This window comes from uncultured Desulfovibrio sp. (assembly GCF_944324505.1).
Taxonomy (GTDB): domain Bacteria; phylum Desulfobacterota; class Desulfovibrionia; order Desulfovibrionales; family Desulfovibrionaceae; genus Desulfovibrio.
The window spans coordinates 1-16,577 of the sequence record NZ_CALUWO010000005.1 but is presented as its reverse complement, the minus strand read 5'-3'; the positions used below and the strand labels follow the sequence as shown (position 1 = coordinate 16,577).

The following is a 16,577-nucleotide window of genomic DNA, read 5'->3' as shown; positions in this document are numbered from 1 at the left end:
CTCCGCCAGCAGCACAACAGGATCACTATGCGTATCATTGCCGGAACTCTGGGCGGACGCCGCCTGCGTACCGTGGAAGGCGAGGGCTATCGCCCCGCCATGGGCAAAACCCGCGAGGCCCTGTTTTCCATGCTCCTGTCCCGGGGGCTGGACTGGGACGGCCTGCGGGTGCTGGACCTTTTTGCCGGCAGCGGCAGCCTGGCCTTTGAATGCCTGAGCCGGGGCGCCGCCGAGGCCCTGCTGGTGGAAAATGCCCTGCCTGCGGTAAAATGCCTGCTGCGCAATATCGAGGACCTGGGCCTGACGGACAGGGCGCACCTGGTACGGGACGACGTGCGCAAGGTACTGCTGCGTCCGCCCCACTATCCCTACGGTCTGGTCTTTCTGGACCCGCCCTACCGCAAAAATCTCTGCAACATGGCCCTTACGGGCCTGGTGGAACGCGGCTGGCTGGCTTCCGGCGCCATGGTCTGCGCGGAAGTGGAGCTGGGCGCCCCCGTCAGCGCCCCCCCGCAACTGGAACTGCTGACCGAACGGACCTTCGGCCAGACTCGCATCATCCTATGGACACTGGCAGCATGAAAATCGCCCTCTATCCCGGAACATTCGATCCCCTGACCAACGGCCACATCAGCCTTATCCGGCGCGGTCTGGAAGTGTTTGACCAGATCATCGTGGCCGTTGCCGACAATACGCCCAAAAAGCCCCTGTTCACCCAGGAAGAACGTGTGCTCATGGCCAGAGAGGCTCTGGCCGGGGAAGCCAACGCCCTGGTGGAACCCTTTTCCGGGCTGACCGTGGACTATGCGGCCCAGCGCGGCGCCTGTGCCATTCTGCGGGGCCTGCGCGCCATCAGCGATTTTGAATACGAATTCCAGCTGGCTCTCATGAACCGGCGCCTCCAACGCCATATTCAGACCGTCTTTCTCATGACCGACTACCAGTGGCTCTTCATCAGCTCCACCATTGTGAAGGCTGCCGCCAGCCACGGCGCGGACATCAAGGGCCTGGTGCCGGAAAACATTCGCCGCTGCCTGGAAGCAAAGCATGCCAACGGCGAAGTGCGCCAGGGCACCCCCTGCCTCTCCGCCCCCTTCGGCGGCTTTCGCCGGACGGACAGGGAATGACGGCGCCTCTGCCGGTCATCTGCCTTGCCGGCCCCACCGGCTGCGGCAAGACCGAAGCCGCCATCCAGCTGGCCCATGCCCTCGACGGCGAAATCGTCAATGCCGATTCCCGGCAGGTCTATGCCCGCTTTCCGCTGATCACGGCCCAGCCCTCGCCGGAGGAGCAGGCCGCCTGCCCGCATCATCTCTACGGCTTTCTGCCCACGGACAGGAAGATCAGCGCCGGACGCTGGGCCGAGCGCGCGGTGGCTGCGGTGCGGGACATCCTGGCCCGCGGCCGGACGGCCATTGTGGTGGGCGGCACAGGGCTGTATTTTCAGACCCTGCTGCACGGCATTGCGGCCATTCCACCCGTACCGCCGGAAGTGACGGCCCGCTGGGAAGCCCGCCTGGCACAGGAGGGCGCTCCGGCCCTGCACGCCCTGCTGGCCAGCCACGATCCGGCCTATGCCGCACGCATCCATCCCAATGACCGCCAGCGCATTGTGCGCGCTCTGGAAGTACACAGCGCCACCGGCCGGCCCTTCAGCTGGTGGCATGATCATGCCATGAGCGCCCCCTTCTGCGCCGGACCGCTCTTCTACATGGCGCCCACGCTGGACTGGCTCACGCCCCGCCTTGCCCGTCGCATTGACCTCATGCTGCGCAACGGCGCCCTTGACGAGGCCCGCGCCGCCCGGCAGGACAATGACGACCCCGCCGCGCCGGGCTGGTCCGGCATCGGCTGTGCCGAGGTGCTGGCCCACCTGCGGGGCGAGCTGACGCTGGACGCCTGCCGCCAGCTCTGGCTGCACCATACCCGTGCCTACGCCAAGCGGCAGCTCACCTGGTTCCGGGGCCGTCCGCAGGCCCGGCCCTGCCCGCCGGCGGACAGCGCCGCCCTGCTGCGCCTCATCCGGCAGCAGCGGCCCTGACGCGCCCGCCTGTTTCCCAACTATCTGCCGCCTGTCTCCCCCCCGCCTGCCGGCTGGCTGCCCGACGGGTGCGGCCTTTCCCCGCCAGCAGCACCTGCTCCGCGCCGGCACGTTTCCACCCGCTACGGTCATGGCGCGCGCCCCTGCGCCGCCAGGCGGCGCAGGATGCCTGCTGCCCTTTCGCCCGGCAAGACAGCAGGGCGGCAAAGGCCCCTGCTGCCCCGGCCGTCTGTTCCCGCGTTCTGTCCCTTGTTGCCCTCTCTTTACCTTGACGCAACCATGCTCTGCGGGTAAATTCGGCACGTAATAGCATTTGTCCCGCTTTCGCAGGCACACAGCCTTCCGGCTGCCTGCATCACGTTTCTCAGGGGAATCTCTATGCGGTATTTATCCCGGTTCCTGTCAGGCATGCTGCTTGTGCTTGCCTCCTGTCTGCTGCTCGTTCCACCGGCTTCGGCAGACGAGCCGGCGCTGGAAGAAACCAGCAGCGGTGCGCCTTCGGCCATCATGATGCTGCCTGCCACAGAGGCCATGTCGCCCAAGGGCAGCAGCATGAAACCCGTCGTCTTCAATCACCTGCTGCACGAACGGAAAATTGAGGACTGTACCGCCTGCCACCATACCGGCGATCCGCAGAAATGCGGGGAATGCCATTCGCTGGAAGGCAAGAAGGAAGGGGGCTACGTCACCCTGGAACGGGCCATGCACGCCCGTGTCATCACCTCCCGCACCGGCGGCGTGGTGCCCAACAGCTGCGTGAGCTGTCACGAACGCCAGCTGAAGCAGCGCCAGTGCGCCGGCTGCCACAGCCTTGTCAAGCCCTCCCGCGATGACCGCTGGTGTGCCGTCTGCCATACCGTCACCAAGGACATGACGGCCGATCAGCTGCGCCAGGCCGCCATGGGCACCCTGCCGGACGAGGAACGCGAAGCCCTGGCCGTGAAGACCGTGCTGGAAAAGCGCTATGCCACGCCGCTGCGGCCGGAATTCCTGCCCACACGCCTGCGTCTGGACAGCCTGTCCCACAAGTACGGCCCCAACTATTTCGGACATCGCCGTCACGTGGCCTCGCTCATGAGCCGCATCGAGGGGGACAATCTGGCCGCGGCCTTCCACACCGATCCGGCCACGCTCTGCACGGCCTGCCATCACAACAGCCCGGCTTCGGCCACGCCGCCGCCCTGTGCCAACTGCCACGGCACGCGCCCCGATCCCACCGATCCCGGCAAGCCCGACCTCAAGGCCGCCTATCACCTGCAGTGCATGGGCTGCCATGACGCCATGCAGGTGGCACGCCCCATCAAGACCAACTGTGTCAGCTGCCACAAGCCCATTCACCAGTAGCCGCAGGGGATCATCATGAATCGCAGAAAATTCCTTGCCCTTCTCGGCTCTGCCGGCGTCACCGGTGCCCTGGCCGGTCCCGTGCCGACAGCGGCCAAGGGCCATGTCTTTCCTGGTTACCCGGACAGCTATGGCGTTCTTCACGACGTTACCCGCTGCATCGGCTGCCGGCAGTGCGAAGAAGCCTGCAATGCCGTCAATCATCTGCCCCAGCCTGAAATTCCCTTCAGCGACAGGGACATCCTGGGCGTACGCCGGCGCACGTCTGCCTATCAGTGGACCGTGATCAATCAGTACACCATTGACGACAAGCCCTTTTTCCGCAAGCTGCAATGCTTTCACTGCAACGAGCCGGCCTGTGCCTCGGCCTGCTTTGCCAAGTGCTTTTCCAAGAATCCCGACGGCAGCGTTTCCTATAACGGTGACCACTGCGTGGGCTGCCGTTACTGCATGATCGCCTGTCCCTTCTATGTTCCCGGCTTCCAGTACGACGAACCCTTCGACCCCCTGGTGCAGAAGTGCACCTTCTGCAAGTCCCGGCTGGACGAAGGGCTGCTGCCCGGCTGTGTGGAGGCCTGCCCCATGGATGCCCTGACCTTCGGGCACCGCAACGACCTCATCAAGCTGGCCCATCGCCGCATCGAGGAAAATCCGGGCCGCTATTCCGACTATATCTATGGCGAAAACGATGCCGGCGGCACGGCCTGGATGGTTCTGGCCCCGGCCAGCCGCCAGACGGCGGGCAAGGCCCACCTCACCCCCTACGAGGCATCGGGGGTCATGCACGACCTGGGGCTGGACACCCACCTGGGCGATCAGCCCATGGGCGAACTGACCTATGGCGCCCTGGGTACCGTGCCGCTCATTGTGGCCTTCTGGCCCATTCTCATCGGCGGGATATACGGCATCACCAAGAGCCGCGAGGCCCGCAACGAAATGCGCAACAAGATCATGCGCGCCGCCGTGCGCCAGGACATGGCCGCTGCCATGGACGACGCCGTGCGCCGCATTGAACGCGATCAGGGTCCCGAAGCGGCCGAAGCGGCCCGCAAGGCTCTGGAAGACGCCGTGGAAGAACGCCGGCTGGCCGCCCTGGACGCTGCCCAGCTGGCCCGCAAGGAGGACCACTAATGGCAGGACATTACGACATTCCCATGCCCACACGGGAGAAGATGCTCAACCTGTCGCCCTTCTTCCGGCCGACTCTGGGCAATATTCTCACCTACATCATCCTTGCCGTTGGTCTGGTGGTCACCATCCTGCGTTTCACCAAGGGTATCGGGGCCGTCTCCAACCTTGACGACAACTACCCCTGGGGCATCTGGATCGGCTTTGACCTGCTCTGCGGGGTGGCCCTGGCCGCCGGCGGCTACTTTACCACCGTGGCCTGCTACGTCATCGGCCTCAAGCGTTTTCACTCGGCTGTGCGGCCGGCCGTGACCACGGCCTTTCTGGGCTATTTCTTTGTGGTGGTGGCCCTGCACTATGACCTCGGGCACCCGCTGCGCCTGCCCTATGCCTTCTTCTTTCCGGGCACCACGTCCGTACTTTTTGAAGTGGGCCTGTGCGTGGCAACCTATGTGACGGTGCTGTTCTGCGAATTCTCGGTCATGCCCATCGAATGGCTGGCCTACCGCTTTCCCATACTGCGGGTCTTTCACAAGCTCATCACCAAGACCGTCATCCTGCTGACCATCTTCGGCGTGACGCTCTCCACCCTGCATCAGTCCTCCCTGGGGTCGCTCTTCCTCATTGCGCCCGGCAAGCTGCATCCGCTGTGGTATTCGCCCTTCATGCCCATGTTCTTCTTTGTCAGCTCCATGGCGGCCGGCGCTTCCATGGTCATCTTTGAAGGCATGCTGGCCCACCGCGGCCTGAGCTTCTACATGGATACCAATCATGCCAAGGATGCCCACCTGGTCACCCTGAGTTTCGGCCGGGCGGCTTCCTTCATCCTGGTGGGCTATTTCATGCTCAAGCTCATCGACATGCTGGTGCAGAACAATCTGTCCTATCTGCCCACGGTCTACGGCGCCATCTGGCTGGTGGAAATGCTGGGCTTTGTGCTGCTGCCGGCCTTCATCTATGCCAAGGGCGCACGGGACGGCAGCGCCCGCACCTGTCAGATCGCCTCGGTCATCACCGTGCTGGGCATCATCTTCAATCGCTTCAATGTGAGCATGGTGGCCTTCAACTGGCAGCTGCCGGCCGATCAGCGCTACTTCCCCAGCTGGGAGGAAGTCACGGTGTCCATCTTCATTGTGACGCTCATCATCACGGTCTACCGCTTCATCGTCTATCACATGCCGGTGCTGTACGAACACCCGCACTTCCGGCATCACGGTTAGGGAGGGAACATGGAATTCCAGACCTTCTACGACTACTTTCTGCATACCAAGGAATGGGCCTATCTGCTCATGTTCCTTACCCTTCCGCTGTATGTTCTCTTCTGGAACCTCTTTCTCTACCGGCCCGGCAATGACAAGCGCAAGCGGCGTCGCAGCCGGAGCAAGGCAGTACGGTAACGCACAACAGGGGCGCGGCCTGACCGCGCCCCTTTTTACAAGGAGACGACGCTATGTGTCTCGCCATTCCGGCCCAGATTGTGGAATTGCAGGAGGCGGGCATGGCCCGCGTGCGCGTGGGAGAAAGCCAGACCTTTCTCACCGCGTCCATGATGCTCCTGCCTGAAGAACCCAAGGTGGGCGACTATGTCATCGTGCATGCGGGCTTTGCCCTGCATGCCCTCACGCCCGAAGAAGCCCGCGAAAACCTGGCGGCACTGCGGGAACTGGTAGAAGCCGACGAGGGCCGGCCCGCCCCGTTCTAGCACGGGCAGGTCCTCCCGACGCGGCCTGTCCGCCGGCAGGCGCTGCCATGGCAGGCCCGGCGGCTGCCACCCCCTTTTCCGGTCACGGCCACGCCGCCCGGGGCAGGCACGGGCAGGGCCGCCTCCCTGCCGGACAGGAAACACCATGGTCAGAAAAAGGGGCACGGGCAGGGCCGAAAACAGGGACAGCCACAGCACAGGGACCGATCCCGTCTTTCCCGCAGCAGCGGCCGGCGCCACGGCCGGCTGACCGTTCCGGCGCATGCGGGGGCCGCCGGGCCATTGCTTGACTTTACTGTCGTCTTTGCGGAAAATTACCGCCTTACGTTGTTATCAGGGAGCCATCATGAGCGACTATAAAAAAAGCCTGAACCTGCCTCAGACCGCCTTCCCCATGAAGGCCAATCTTGCCCAGCGCGAGCCGAAGATGCTCAAGCACTGGGAAGACATTGACGCCTGCCGCGCCATGATCGAGCACGATACCCACAAGGGCACCTTCGTGCTGCACGACGGACCGCCCTACGCCAACGGGCACATTCACATGGGCACGGCCCTCAACAAGATTCTCAAGGATATCATCATCAAGGCCCGCAACATGCAGGGCCACGAGGCCCGCTACGTGCCCGGCTGGGACTGCCACGGCCTGCCCATCGAACTCAAGGTCGAGCAGGAACTGAAGGAAAAGAAGAAGGAGCTGCCCGCCCACGTGGTGCGCAAGTGCTGCCGCGACTATGCCACCAAGTGGATCAATACCCAGCGCAAGGAATTCAAGCGCCTGGGCGTGCTTGGCGACTGGGACAATCCCTATATGAGCATGAAGCCGGAATACGAGGCCACCACGGCCCGCGAGCTGGCCAATTTTGTGGAAAAGGGCAATGTCATCCGGGCCAAGAAGCCCATCTACTGGTGCTGCTCCTGCCACACGGCCCTGGCCGAGGCCGAGGTGGAATACGCCGATCACAGCTCCCCCTCCATCTTCGTGCGCTTTGCCCTTGATGACCCCCGCCTGCCGGAACGCCTGCCCGGCGCCGATCCCGCCCGCGCCTACGTGATCATCTGGACCACCACGCCGTGGACCCTGCCGGACAATATGGCCGTGTGCCTGCATCCGGAATTTGACTATGTGCTGGTGGAAACCGGCGGCGCGCAGTATCTGCTGGCTGCCGAGCTGCTGGAAGGCTGCGCCCGCACCTTCGGCTGGAGCGACGTGCGCGAAATCGCCCGCGCCACGGGCAGCAGTCTGGAAGGACTGGTGGCGCGCCACCCCTTCTACAACCGCCAGTCGCCCCTCATTCTCGGCCGCCATGTGACGCTGGACGCCGGCACCGGCTGCGTACATACCGCCCCCGGTCATGGCCGCGAAGACTATGAAGTGGGCCTGGAATACAAGCTGGACATCTATTCTCCCCTGGACGATGCGGGCCGTTTTCTGCCCAGCGTGGAATTTTTTGCCGGCCTCAATGTCTTTGAAGCCAATCCCCGCGTCATCGACAAGCTGAAGGAAGTGGGCGCCCTGCTGCACGCGGGCACCATTTCCCATTCCTATCCGCACTGCTGGCGCTGCAAGAAGCCGGTGATCTTCCGTGCCACCACCCAGTGGTTCATCAGCATGGAAAAAAACAATCTGCGCCAGCGTGCCCTGGACGCCATCAACAACGAAGTGCGCTGGATTCCCTCCTGGGGACGCGAACGCATCTACAATATGATCGAGTCCCGCCCGGACTGGTGCATTTCCCGTCAGCGGCAGTGGGGCGTTCCCATCATGGCCCTGCTGTGCGAAGACTGCGGTGAGGCCTGGAACGATCCCCAGTGGATGCGGGACCTCACCGAGCGCTTTGCCAAGCACCCCACGGGCTGCGACTACTGGTACGAGGCGCCGCTGGAAGACATTGTGCCCAAGGGCCTGGTCTGCCCCAAATGCGGCGGCACGCACTGGAAGCGCGAAAGCGATATCCTCGATGTCTGGTTTGACTCCGGCACCAGCTGGTCTGCCGTGCTGGAAGCCCGTCCCGATCTCTCCTTCCCGGCGGATCTCTATCTGGAAGGCTCCGACCAGCATCGCGGCTGGTTCCACAGCTCGCTGCTGGTGGCCGAAGGCACCCGCCAGACGCCGCCCTACCGCGCCGTCCTCACGCACGGCTATGTGGTGGACGGCAACGGGCGCAAGATGTCCAAGTCCGTGGGCAATGTCATTGCCCCGCAGGAACTCATCGACAAATTCGGTGCCGAAATCATCCGCCTGTGGGTCAGCTCCGTGGAATACCGCGAGGATGTGCGCATTTCCGATGAAATTCTGGGCCGTCTGGTGGATGCCTATCGCCGCATCCGCAATACGGCGCGCTTCATTCTCGGCAATCTCTTTGACCTGCACCGCAAGGACCTGCTGCCCCTGGATCGCCTGCTGCCCCTGGACCGCTACGCCCTGGACGTGGCAGCCCGCCTGCATGACCGCATCCAGCAGGCCTATGAGGATTACGAATTCCACAAGGTCTATCACTCGCTGCACAATTACTGCACCACGGACCTTTCCGGCGTCTATCTGGACGGCCTCAAGGACCGCCTCTATGCCTCGGCGCCTGCCAGTGTGGAACGCCGCTCCGCCCAGACGGCCCTCTATCTGCTGCTCTGCCTGCTCATCCGCGATATGGCGCCGGTGCTGTCCTTTACGGCCGAGGAAATCTTCCTGGCCCTGCCCAATGACCTGCGTGATGCCGATGTGCCCACGGTCTTTGCCCTGCCCGCCCAGGACAGCACCCCCTACCTGCTGGAAGACGGCGTGCGCGATGACTGGAATGTGCTCATGGCCGTGCGCGGCGCCATGACCCGCGCCATCGAGCCGCTGCGTCGCGACGGCGTGGTGGGCCATTCGCTGGATACGGAAGTGACCCTCTATGTGGCCGATGAACTCCGCGAACGCATCGAAAGCCTGCATGCGGACCTGCGCGAATTCTGCATTGTGTCGCAGATTGGCCTGGCGCCTCTGGCCGAGGCCCCGGACACGGCCCTGCGGGATGCCGACGTGCCCGGCCTGGCGGTGGGCGTGGCCAAGGCCAAAGGGGAAAAATGCGAACGCTGCTGGATATACAGCACGGAACTGGGAACGGATGTCATGCATCCCACTCTCTGCCCGCGCTGCGCGGCCGTCATCAAGGAAATGGGGCAGTGAGCCGCCGCTATCGCCTGCTCGGCGGCTATGCCCTGCTTGCCCTGCTGCTGGACCAGCTGAGCAAGTTCTGGGTCATGGCCGCCATTCCCGAGCATGCCAGCATTCCGGTCATTTCCGGTCTGCTGGACCTCGTCAATATCCGCAACCGGGGGGCTGCCTTCGGCTTTCTCAACCGTTCGGATATTGCGTGGCAGTTCTGGCTGTTTCTGGCAGCCACCCTTGTGGCCGTGGCAGCCATTGTCATGCTGGTGCGTTCCGCACACAGTCAGCCCTGGCTGTGCCGCGGTCTGGGGCTTGTCATGGGCGGTGCGCTGGGCAATCTGGTGGACCGCATACGCTTTCGTGCCGTGGTGGATTTTGTGGATGTCTACGTGGGCACATGGCACTGGCCGGCCTTTAACGTGGCGGATATGGCCATCTGCATCGGGGCGGGCATCTCCTGCCTTGTGCTCTGGCGCATGCCCTCCGAAAACAAGCGAGATGCCGCATGACCTTTGCCTGGTGGCACGTTCTGGTGGCCCTCATTCCCATGCTGCCCACCTTCTGGAGCATTGTGCACATCTGGGGACACCGCTTCGCAAACCCGACCCAGCGCGCCCTCTGGCTGGTACTGGTGGTCTTTCTGCCCGTCATCGGCGGGCTGATCTATATCGTCGCGGGACGCCGCAAGGCCGGTGCTCCGCTGTAGCATTTGAGGTACCCTATGAAAAACATGCGTCGACTTTCCGTCCTCAGCTTTCTCTGCGCTGCCGCGCTCATGAGCGGCTGCGTGGGTGGCACCTCCTCGTCCTCTTCATCCCTGGACCTTGAACAGCGCGTGCAGCAGCAGGACACCCAGCTGCGCCAGATGCAGCCTGCCCAGGCCGAAATGTGGGCACAGGTCCAGGCCATGCGCCAGGAAGTGGATTCGCTCAAGGGGCAGATATATGACCTCCAGCATGCCGGCGGCGCCCGCGCCATGGTGGATCGTCTCAACAAGCATGATGCTGCCCTGCGCCAGATCGAAACCAGCATGGCCCTCAAGTTTGATCTGGGCGATCCTCTGCCCACCCTGCCCGCCGGCAGCACGCCGCCCGCAGCAGCGCCTGCACCCGCAACAATGCCTGCGCCTGCAGCAACGCCGACTTCCGGCGCCTGGGGAGCCGCTCCCGCCGCAGCAGTCGCCACAGCCGCCGGGACCGCTGCCGCTGCCGACGCCTGGGGGCAGCCGGCCCCCGCACCGGCTGCGGGAACGGGCGAAACCTGGGGCCAGCCCGCTTCTGCCGCTGCGGCGCCGGCCGCTCCGGTCACGCCGCCTGACCAGGGAAGCACCTGGGGGCAGCCCACGCCGCAGCCCCAGCAGCAGGCGCCCGTCCCGGCCAAGGATGTGTCCATGGCCCTCTACGATTCGGGCATCAATGCCTTCACCAGCCGCAATTATGCCTCTGCCCAGCGCTCCTTCTCGGACTTCATGAAGAACTATCCCAATCACAGCATGGCTCCAGAAGCGCAGTATCACCTGGCGGAATGCTATTTCCAGCGCAACCAGTTCGCCGATGCCGCCCTGGCCTATGATACGGTCATCAACAAGTACGGCAAATCCTCCCGGACACCCGGCGCCTACCTCAAGCAGGGCATATGCTTCAGCAAGCTCAAGCAGCCCGCAGCCGCCAAGGCCCGCCTGCAGGAGCTGATCAAAAAGTATCCCAATTCGCCGGAAGCGGCCCGCGCCAAGAGCTTCCTCAAGACCAACAAGTAGTCGTACGGCCGTAATGCTCGTACCCGCAGGACCGGAGAGCCTCTCCGGTCCTTTTTTATGCCTGCACGCATTTGCGGACATATGCTGCGGGACACCGTGTCCTGCCTCCCGGCGAGGACAGATCATACGGATGCCTGCGTCACGATGACACACGGGGACGCAGCCGCACTACCCGTACACGCTAGAACGGTACACATGGCACACGCCGTCCTTTCCTTCAGCAAGGTGACTTGCGCATATGCCACCTGAACCCAAGAAAAGCGAACTCGTATTGCGCCCTGGGTGGGGCTGCCGCAGTCTTTCATCCCCAGCCAGAGTGGAAATCAGAACGACGCACAGAACGGGCATTCAGCCTTCTTTTGCCACCATCGCAGCCGACTGCACACGAGGGCATAGTATATTTTGCTGCGTTCTCTAGATGCGCTCAAACATCCAGCAAGCCCCATAAAAAACGTTTCCTCGCCCCAGGCCGCCAGCGAAACGACCATGTCGAAAAAATACTGGCGGCTGGTGCGATTCCCCCTGATGCCTTCCCGCACGGCGCCTGCCGCCTGCCCCTGAAAACACCTGGCAAATGGTTCTTGCCTTCCGCAGGCCGTTCAGAAATCTGAGTGTGTTCACAGACTAACGACTTAGCGTCATTTGTGTGCTATAAAATTACATGAGCGAAAAGCGCTCATGTCCAAAATGTCAATTAATGGAAGTTATCAAGAATGGAGAAAAGTTCAATGAAAACAAAGAGATAAGTATAAATCTTGCTCCTTGCAATTTACGAGACTTACTCCTCGTGGTCGGCCTGCACACGAAAAGGCTATGGCTGCGACTTATACACACAGGGGCTTAATACGGGCGGTAGCAGGCTCATTGGGGCTTCTCCGAGTACTGTTTTGAAGTGGATAAAAGCATTTGCAAAAGCGCACTATGAAAACCCTGTGCTTGGCGATGCCATTATCATTGAGATCGATGAAATGTGACACTACTTAAAGTCAAAAAAACAAGTTATGTATCTGGAAGGCATATCGTAGAGAGACTGGAGAACTCATTGACTGGGAGTGTATCTTGAAGTGTTCGCTGTCTGTAAACTCTGCCAGAACAAATCACAAACGGTGTCCTTGAGCAGAATAACGGAAGGCAAAGGATTGATTTGCACGTTTCAGAAGCAAATCAATAGTCATATCTAAAATCATTGAAATGGAAGCTGGAAAGAATAAAATTATCTTTTAGTTAACACTTCACTTTTTGAAAACAAATAAATACTCGTGGGCAATCAGTAAAAAATTGTACTTCACACTATTTGTTTTCCAGTATCCCGTAGCTTTGCAATTATGTTGTTCTTTTATGATAAGCTCTTTCAACTTAAAACCAGCATCTTCAAAAATACGCATCACGTCAAATGACATTGGTATCATATGACCTTTTTGACGTGTGTCACCCATAAGAACAGCACAGAACTTATCCTTTTTCAGAACACGATAGCTTTCAGTTGATACTTTTTTCATTTCCTCAAGAAAATCTTTGACCTTTAACAAAGATAAATCTTCGGGAATATCCTCACTATACTGAATAATATCGGCATACGGTGGATGAGTACAAATTAAATCAATGCAGTTGTCCGGCACAAAATCAAGGTTTCTCGCATCCCCTTTGTGCAGATACACTTTTCCGTTTGCACCTTCGTATTCAAATGTCGTTTTTTCTTTGCACCGTGCAAGCGCAACATCGTTCACATCCACACCGATAATATTTCTATTTAGCAACTTTGCTTCTACAAGGGTCGTGCCACCGCCTGCAAATTGATCAAGTACCAAGTCTTTCTCTTTTGAATAACGAAGCAAAATGTTTCGAGGAATGTATGGCGACCAATTACCACGCCATGTTGCATCGTGAGTTGCCCAATTGCCACGCTTGGGGAAAGACCAATGCGTAGTCATTTCAAGTTCAAAATCTTCCGGCTCCCATTTTGTGATTTTCTTTGCCATTATTTAAAAACCTCAGTAATAATACCATTCTCCAAATCCTTGATGCTGTAGATGGTATCCATAACATCAAAAGTTTCTTCAAGGTTATTCCGGGCGTTTGTCCAGCCTTTGCCGTCAGTAAACCAAACAAAGGTAAAACCATCAATCGTATCAGCCTCCGCAGCAAGAGTTTTATAACTACGGGCAGTTTCATTGAGCTTGCTTCCACCACTGCCGTAGAAATTGGTTTCAATGCCGTAAATCATAGTTGGGGTTTTCACAACAAAATCAAAACGTTTTTCCATTTTGCCTTTGTTAGAAAGTGCAGAAAGGTCGATACCCCATTTATCTGTAATTTGATGTATGTACATCTCTTTGAAGTAGTTTACCCCCTTGACAAAACCAGCTTTTTTGATGAAATTTTCCACCAAATTTTCCATCAAATGACCACCACGATTTTTACGTCCATTGGAATCCAAGCCGGTTTCAACGCCGGTAACATAGTCAACGAGACTATTGATGATGTGATTTGAAAGCAAATCAAATAGACCAGTCTGCTCCATAAAATAGGAATAACGTTCATAATTGGCGCAACTTTTTGGAGGATATTTGCCGAAATCAAACTGATACAAGTACCCACCATTTTCGTCCTGGCAGTAAATTTCGTTTGCTCTGACTGCCAAGAGCAAAGGAATACACTTCAAAACTTCTGGATATTTATTGATAAGAGACTTGAAGTCATCCTTAATATTCTTAGAACCAATAAGGGAGTTAAGAATATTTAACTCTACTTTAATACCATCAACATTGTGATGGACTTTTGCAAAATCAATATAATACCCGTAGTCTGCAATGCTATCACGGAAACCGGTTAACCAGTCGTTAAAATTTCTCGCCATATTAACCCCTTCTTCCATTGAAGCCTGCTGCTGATATGATTTTAAATATATCTCGGTTAGCTTCAAGTAGTTCTTCAATAATTTTTCCGAACATATATGCGTCTGATCGATTTGTCTTTTCTTGTACCGCCAATAATTTCATTAGTACATACAAAAATTCCACGTCATATTCACCAAACATATTAAGCGAAAAATACTGCGCAATTTCAATTTCACTCTCACCGTTCTCAATTAACATTTTCAAAGTGTTAAAATCGTTATTAGTAAGGGGGACACAGGTGTTCCAACAATTTTGAACTGCTTTTAAATACCGCTTTGTGAGATATTCATTTCCTTGCATTTTTATTAAAATATCAACCACCCAATGAATATGCTTCGGCGTACGAATTCGACTTCCATCTCTCTTATATTTGATTACAATGTCGAATTTTGACAATACACCTTGAAAAACATAAATGACATAATCGTCAAAGACAAATTCTATAATTGCTTTTTGAGTGCTATTTTTTATAAGTTGTGTTCCTTCTCTTATTTTCATAGCCGTTCCTCTTAATAGTTACTAATAAGTAACTCCTTGATTTTCCCTCTTGCCTCGCTATTGCAGTTAATCATACGAGTCGCTTCAACACGCTTAATTCGATGCGAGGAATAGATGTTATCAAAGAAATCATCATCTGTGTTGGAGTTTTTGGGATCGGAATTACTGATAACTATCTTTGCACCTCTCCGATGCATATCGTCAACAAATCGTGCAAGTTCAATTTGTTCTTCATCGTTAAACAGGTTTTCGGTATATGCGGTAAAACTTGCAGTCTCGGTGATAGGACGATATGGAGGGTCGAAATAAACAAAGGTGTTTTCATCAATAAAATCTGTTGATTTTCTATAATCACCACAAACAATAGTTACGTTTTGCAGGTTCTCCGACACCGCACGAAGGTTATCCTCGCCACAAATCATCGGATTTTTATAAGAACCCATCGGAACGTTGAAAAGTCCTTTTTTATTCACACGAAAAAGACCGTTGAAACAAGTCTTATTGAGAAAAATCATCAATGTCGCTTTTTCAATATTGATGATTTCATCTCTATTGACCTTCAAATCATTAAACCGCTCACGCTTTGCAAGATAATATTCTTTTCTATGCTCAGTATCCATCGGAACAAATTCATTCTGCATAACTGCGAGCATTGCAATTAACTCATCAATATCGTCGCGAATAATGCGATAGGTATTAATAAGTTCTGCGTTGATGTCGCTGATATAAACTTCTTTCAAATCATATTTGCTTAGAATATCGAACAAGACAGCACCACCGCCGACAAAGGGCTCGGCGTATTTTGTTATTTTTCCATCTGCAAAAGGATAGTATTTTTCAATTTCGGAAAGGAGCTGACCTTTGCCGCCTGCCCATTTCAAAAATGGTTTTACCTTATTACCATTACTCTGCACATAGCGGATACTTCTCGCATCAATCGGCTTTTCGGCAGTAGTCGGGATAATCCACATATTGCCGACCATTGTGGCGTTATCGATTCGACTTTCAGAGCAAAGAACTGCAACTCGTCTTTGGGAAATCCCCCATTTAGCAGCAGCTTCTCTTGCAGACATAAATTCCATAACCACGCCTCCATATATACTAATAATATTATATTCTAAATCTCGAATAATAGCAATACGAAAATTTGTTTGTATCTTTTTTGAGACATCCGGACAATAAGGCAATCAACTATCAACGGGCTTATACTGTGTGGCCGGTTTCAGATACTTCTCCGGGGCTCCGTTAAGACTCCAATCATCATATTCCCACGGAGCATTAAATCAAGTAATCCAACTTTGACCGCTGATACATATTGTCGGCAACCTCGCTTGCCACGGCAATGGTATCAATGACAACTATCGTGCCATCGAATACCGAAGCTTCACGCAAACGGTATCCATGTTGAATTTGCAAGATAATATCTTTACTGTTCACTCCCCTTACATTTGGGGTGTGTTTCTTTGCCTGCTGCCCAGCTACGCGGAAATGAGCGGTGGCAGTCAACCGATCCCCCGAAGAGCATACTTGGCGGCATACTTTCTTTATAAATGCTGTCCACGAACACTTCCAGCGCCGGAACAGAGCTAGCGGCATGGCAGAGATTTATCGCGTCCTTCTTGCAGAATATGGATGGCTCTTTGTTGCGGGCTCCGGCGCGCTCCCAAAAAGTCAACAACAGAGGGACGCGGGAGAAGAGATCTGCCAGAGAGACCACTATTCAGGCAGAGACGACGAGCCACAGGGATTCAGCGTTACGCGCAAAGCATCGGAAGTGACTGACTCCGTTTTCATTCTAGCTAGCTTTGGCGCGGAAGGCTTTCGTTGTTTGCCTCAGGCGGGCGGAGGGAAAGCGCGTGATGACGAAAAAACGCAGGAAGGATCGGCAGGATGCCGTCAGGAAGGGGTAGCAGCGCGAGCAGGGCGCAACGCCTTCAGGCAGAGCGTCGGGCCGGATACCGGACGTGCCCCGAAGGATAGATAACAAAAGAACCCCTCGCGCGCAACGCAGCGAGGGGTTCTGGAACAATCTTTGGCAGCGGCCTACTTTCCCACATGACGTT

17 protein-coding genes are annotated in these 16,577 nt (G+C 56.9%); 12 read left to right on the top strand and 5 right to left on the bottom strand.

Annotated elements, in window-relative coordinates; all coding sequences use genetic code 11:
* Positions 1 to 27: 27 nt before the first annotated feature.
* The 12 genes from rsmD (at position 28) to ybgF (ending at position 11,119) form a co-directional block, all read left to right on the top strand.
* Entirely contained in the window at positions 28 to 582 is a 555-nt protein-coding gene (gene rsmD / locus Q0J57_RS06630; RefSeq protein ID WP_297218515.1) for a 16S rRNA (guanine(966)-N(2))-methyltransferase RsmD, read from the top strand.
* The gene (gene coaD, locus Q0J57_RS06625; RefSeq protein WP_297218513.1) at positions 579 to 1,127 is read left to right on the top strand and encodes a pantetheine-phosphate adenylyltransferase; all 549 of its coding nucleotides are present in this window, start codon (positions 579 to 581) and stop codon (positions 1,125 to 1,127) included. Before rsmD ends, coaD begins: the two co-directional genes overlap by 4 nt.
* Positions 1,124 to 2,041 carry a tRNA (adenosine(37)-N6)-dimethylallyltransferase MiaA gene (gene miaA / locus Q0J57_RS06620; RefSeq protein WP_297218511.1) on the top strand — a complete coding sequence of 306 codons (918 nt, stop codon included), beginning with the start codon at positions 1,124 to 1,126 and terminating at the stop codon, positions 2,039 to 2,041. Before coaD ends, miaA begins: the two co-directional genes overlap by 4 nt.
* A gap of 408 nt (positions 2,042 to 2,449) precedes the next feature.
* On the top strand, positions 2,450 to 3,385 hold the full coding sequence (locus Q0J57_RS06615; RefSeq protein WP_297218509.1) for a cytochrome c3 family protein: 936 nt from the start codon (positions 2,450 to 2,452) through the stop codon (positions 3,383 to 3,385).
* 15 nt (positions 3,386 to 3,400) lie between these two features.
* Complete coding sequence (locus tag Q0J57_RS06610) at positions 3,401 to 4,516, top strand: 4Fe-4S dicluster domain-containing protein (RefSeq protein ID WP_297218507.1); 1,116 nt, start codon at positions 3,401 to 3,403, stop codon at positions 4,514 to 4,516.
* 41 nt (positions 4,517 to 4,557) lie between these two features.
* Positions 4,558 to 5,733 (top strand): sulfate respiration complex protein HmcC, encoded by a 1,176-nt coding sequence (gene hmcC / locus Q0J57_RS06605; protein WP_297218770.1) that lies wholly within the window; start codon positions 4,558 to 4,560, stop codon positions 5,731 to 5,733.
* 9 nt (positions 5,734 to 5,742) lie between these two features.
* Complete coding sequence (gene hmcD / locus Q0J57_RS06600; RefSeq protein WP_297218505.1) at positions 5,743 to 5,910, top strand: sulfate respiration complex protein HmcD; 168 nt, start codon at positions 5,743 to 5,745, stop codon at positions 5,908 to 5,910.
* Between the two features lie 53 nt (positions 5,911 to 5,963).
* Positions 5,964 to 6,215, top strand: coding sequence for a HypC/HybG/HupF family hydrogenase formation chaperone (locus Q0J57_RS06595; protein ID WP_297218504.1), 252 nt, complete (start codon positions 5,964 to 5,966; stop codon positions 6,213 to 6,215).
* A gap of 346 nt (positions 6,216 to 6,561) precedes the next feature.
* On the top strand, positions 6,562 to 9,381 hold the full coding sequence (gene ileS, locus Q0J57_RS06590) for an isoleucine--tRNA ligase (protein ID WP_297218502.1): 2,820 nt from the start codon (positions 6,562 to 6,564) through the stop codon (positions 9,379 to 9,381).
* Positions 9,378 to 9,872: a signal peptidase II gene (gene lspA, locus Q0J57_RS06585; RefSeq protein ID WP_297218500.1), complete on the top strand. Its 495-nt coding sequence runs from the start codon at positions 9,378 to 9,380 to the stop codon at positions 9,870 to 9,872. The genes ileS and lspA overlap by 4 nt, the downstream gene beginning before the upstream one ends.
* Complete coding sequence (locus Q0J57_RS06580) at positions 9,869 to 10,069, top strand: PLD nuclease N-terminal domain-containing protein (protein ID WP_297218498.1); 201 nt, start codon at positions 9,869 to 9,871, stop codon at positions 10,067 to 10,069. The genes lspA and Q0J57_RS06580 overlap by 4 nt, the downstream gene beginning before the upstream one ends.
* Before the next feature lie 15 nt (positions 10,070 to 10,084).
* Entirely contained in the window at positions 10,085 to 11,119 is a 1,035-nt protein-coding gene (gene ybgF / locus Q0J57_RS06575) for a tol-pal system protein YbgF (RefSeq protein WP_297218496.1), read from the top strand.
* 1,232 nt (positions 11,120 to 12,351) lie between these two features.
* On the opposite strand, the gene Q0J57_RS06570 is transcribed toward ybgF, so the two are convergent.
* The 5 genes from Q0J57_RS06570 to Q0J57_RS10155 all read right to left on the bottom strand — a co-directional run bounded on the left by Q0J57_RS06570 (position 12,352) and on the right by Q0J57_RS10155 (position 16,110).
* Complete coding sequence (locus Q0J57_RS06570; protein ID WP_297218494.1) at positions 12,352 to 13,098, bottom strand: DNA methyltransferase; 747 nt, start codon at positions 13,096 to 13,098, stop codon at positions 12,352 to 12,354.
* A complete protein-coding gene (locus tag Q0J57_RS06565) occupies positions 13,098 to 13,994 on the bottom strand; it encodes a type II restriction endonuclease (protein ID WP_297218492.1) in 897 nt (298 codons plus the stop codon). Before Q0J57_RS06565 ends, Q0J57_RS06570 begins: the two co-directional genes overlap by 1 nt.
* Positions 13,978 to 14,514 (bottom strand): hypothetical protein, encoded by a 537-nt coding sequence (locus Q0J57_RS06560; protein ID WP_297218490.1) that lies wholly within the window; start codon positions 14,512 to 14,514, stop codon positions 13,978 to 13,980. Before Q0J57_RS06560 ends, Q0J57_RS06565 begins: the two co-directional genes overlap by 17 nt.
* An 11-nt stretch (positions 14,515 to 14,525) precedes the next feature.
* The gene (locus tag Q0J57_RS06555) at positions 14,526 to 15,596 is read right to left on the bottom strand and encodes a DNA adenine methylase (protein ID WP_297218488.1); all 1,071 of its coding nucleotides are present in this window, start codon (positions 15,594 to 15,596) and stop codon (positions 14,526 to 14,528) included.
* Positions 15,597 to 15,792: 196 nt separating this feature from the next.
* Entirely contained in the window at positions 15,793 to 16,110 is a 318-nt protein-coding gene (locus Q0J57_RS10155; protein WP_363315465.1) for a DUF6061 family protein, read from the bottom strand.
* Positions 16,111 to 16,577: the final 467 nt, after the last annotated feature.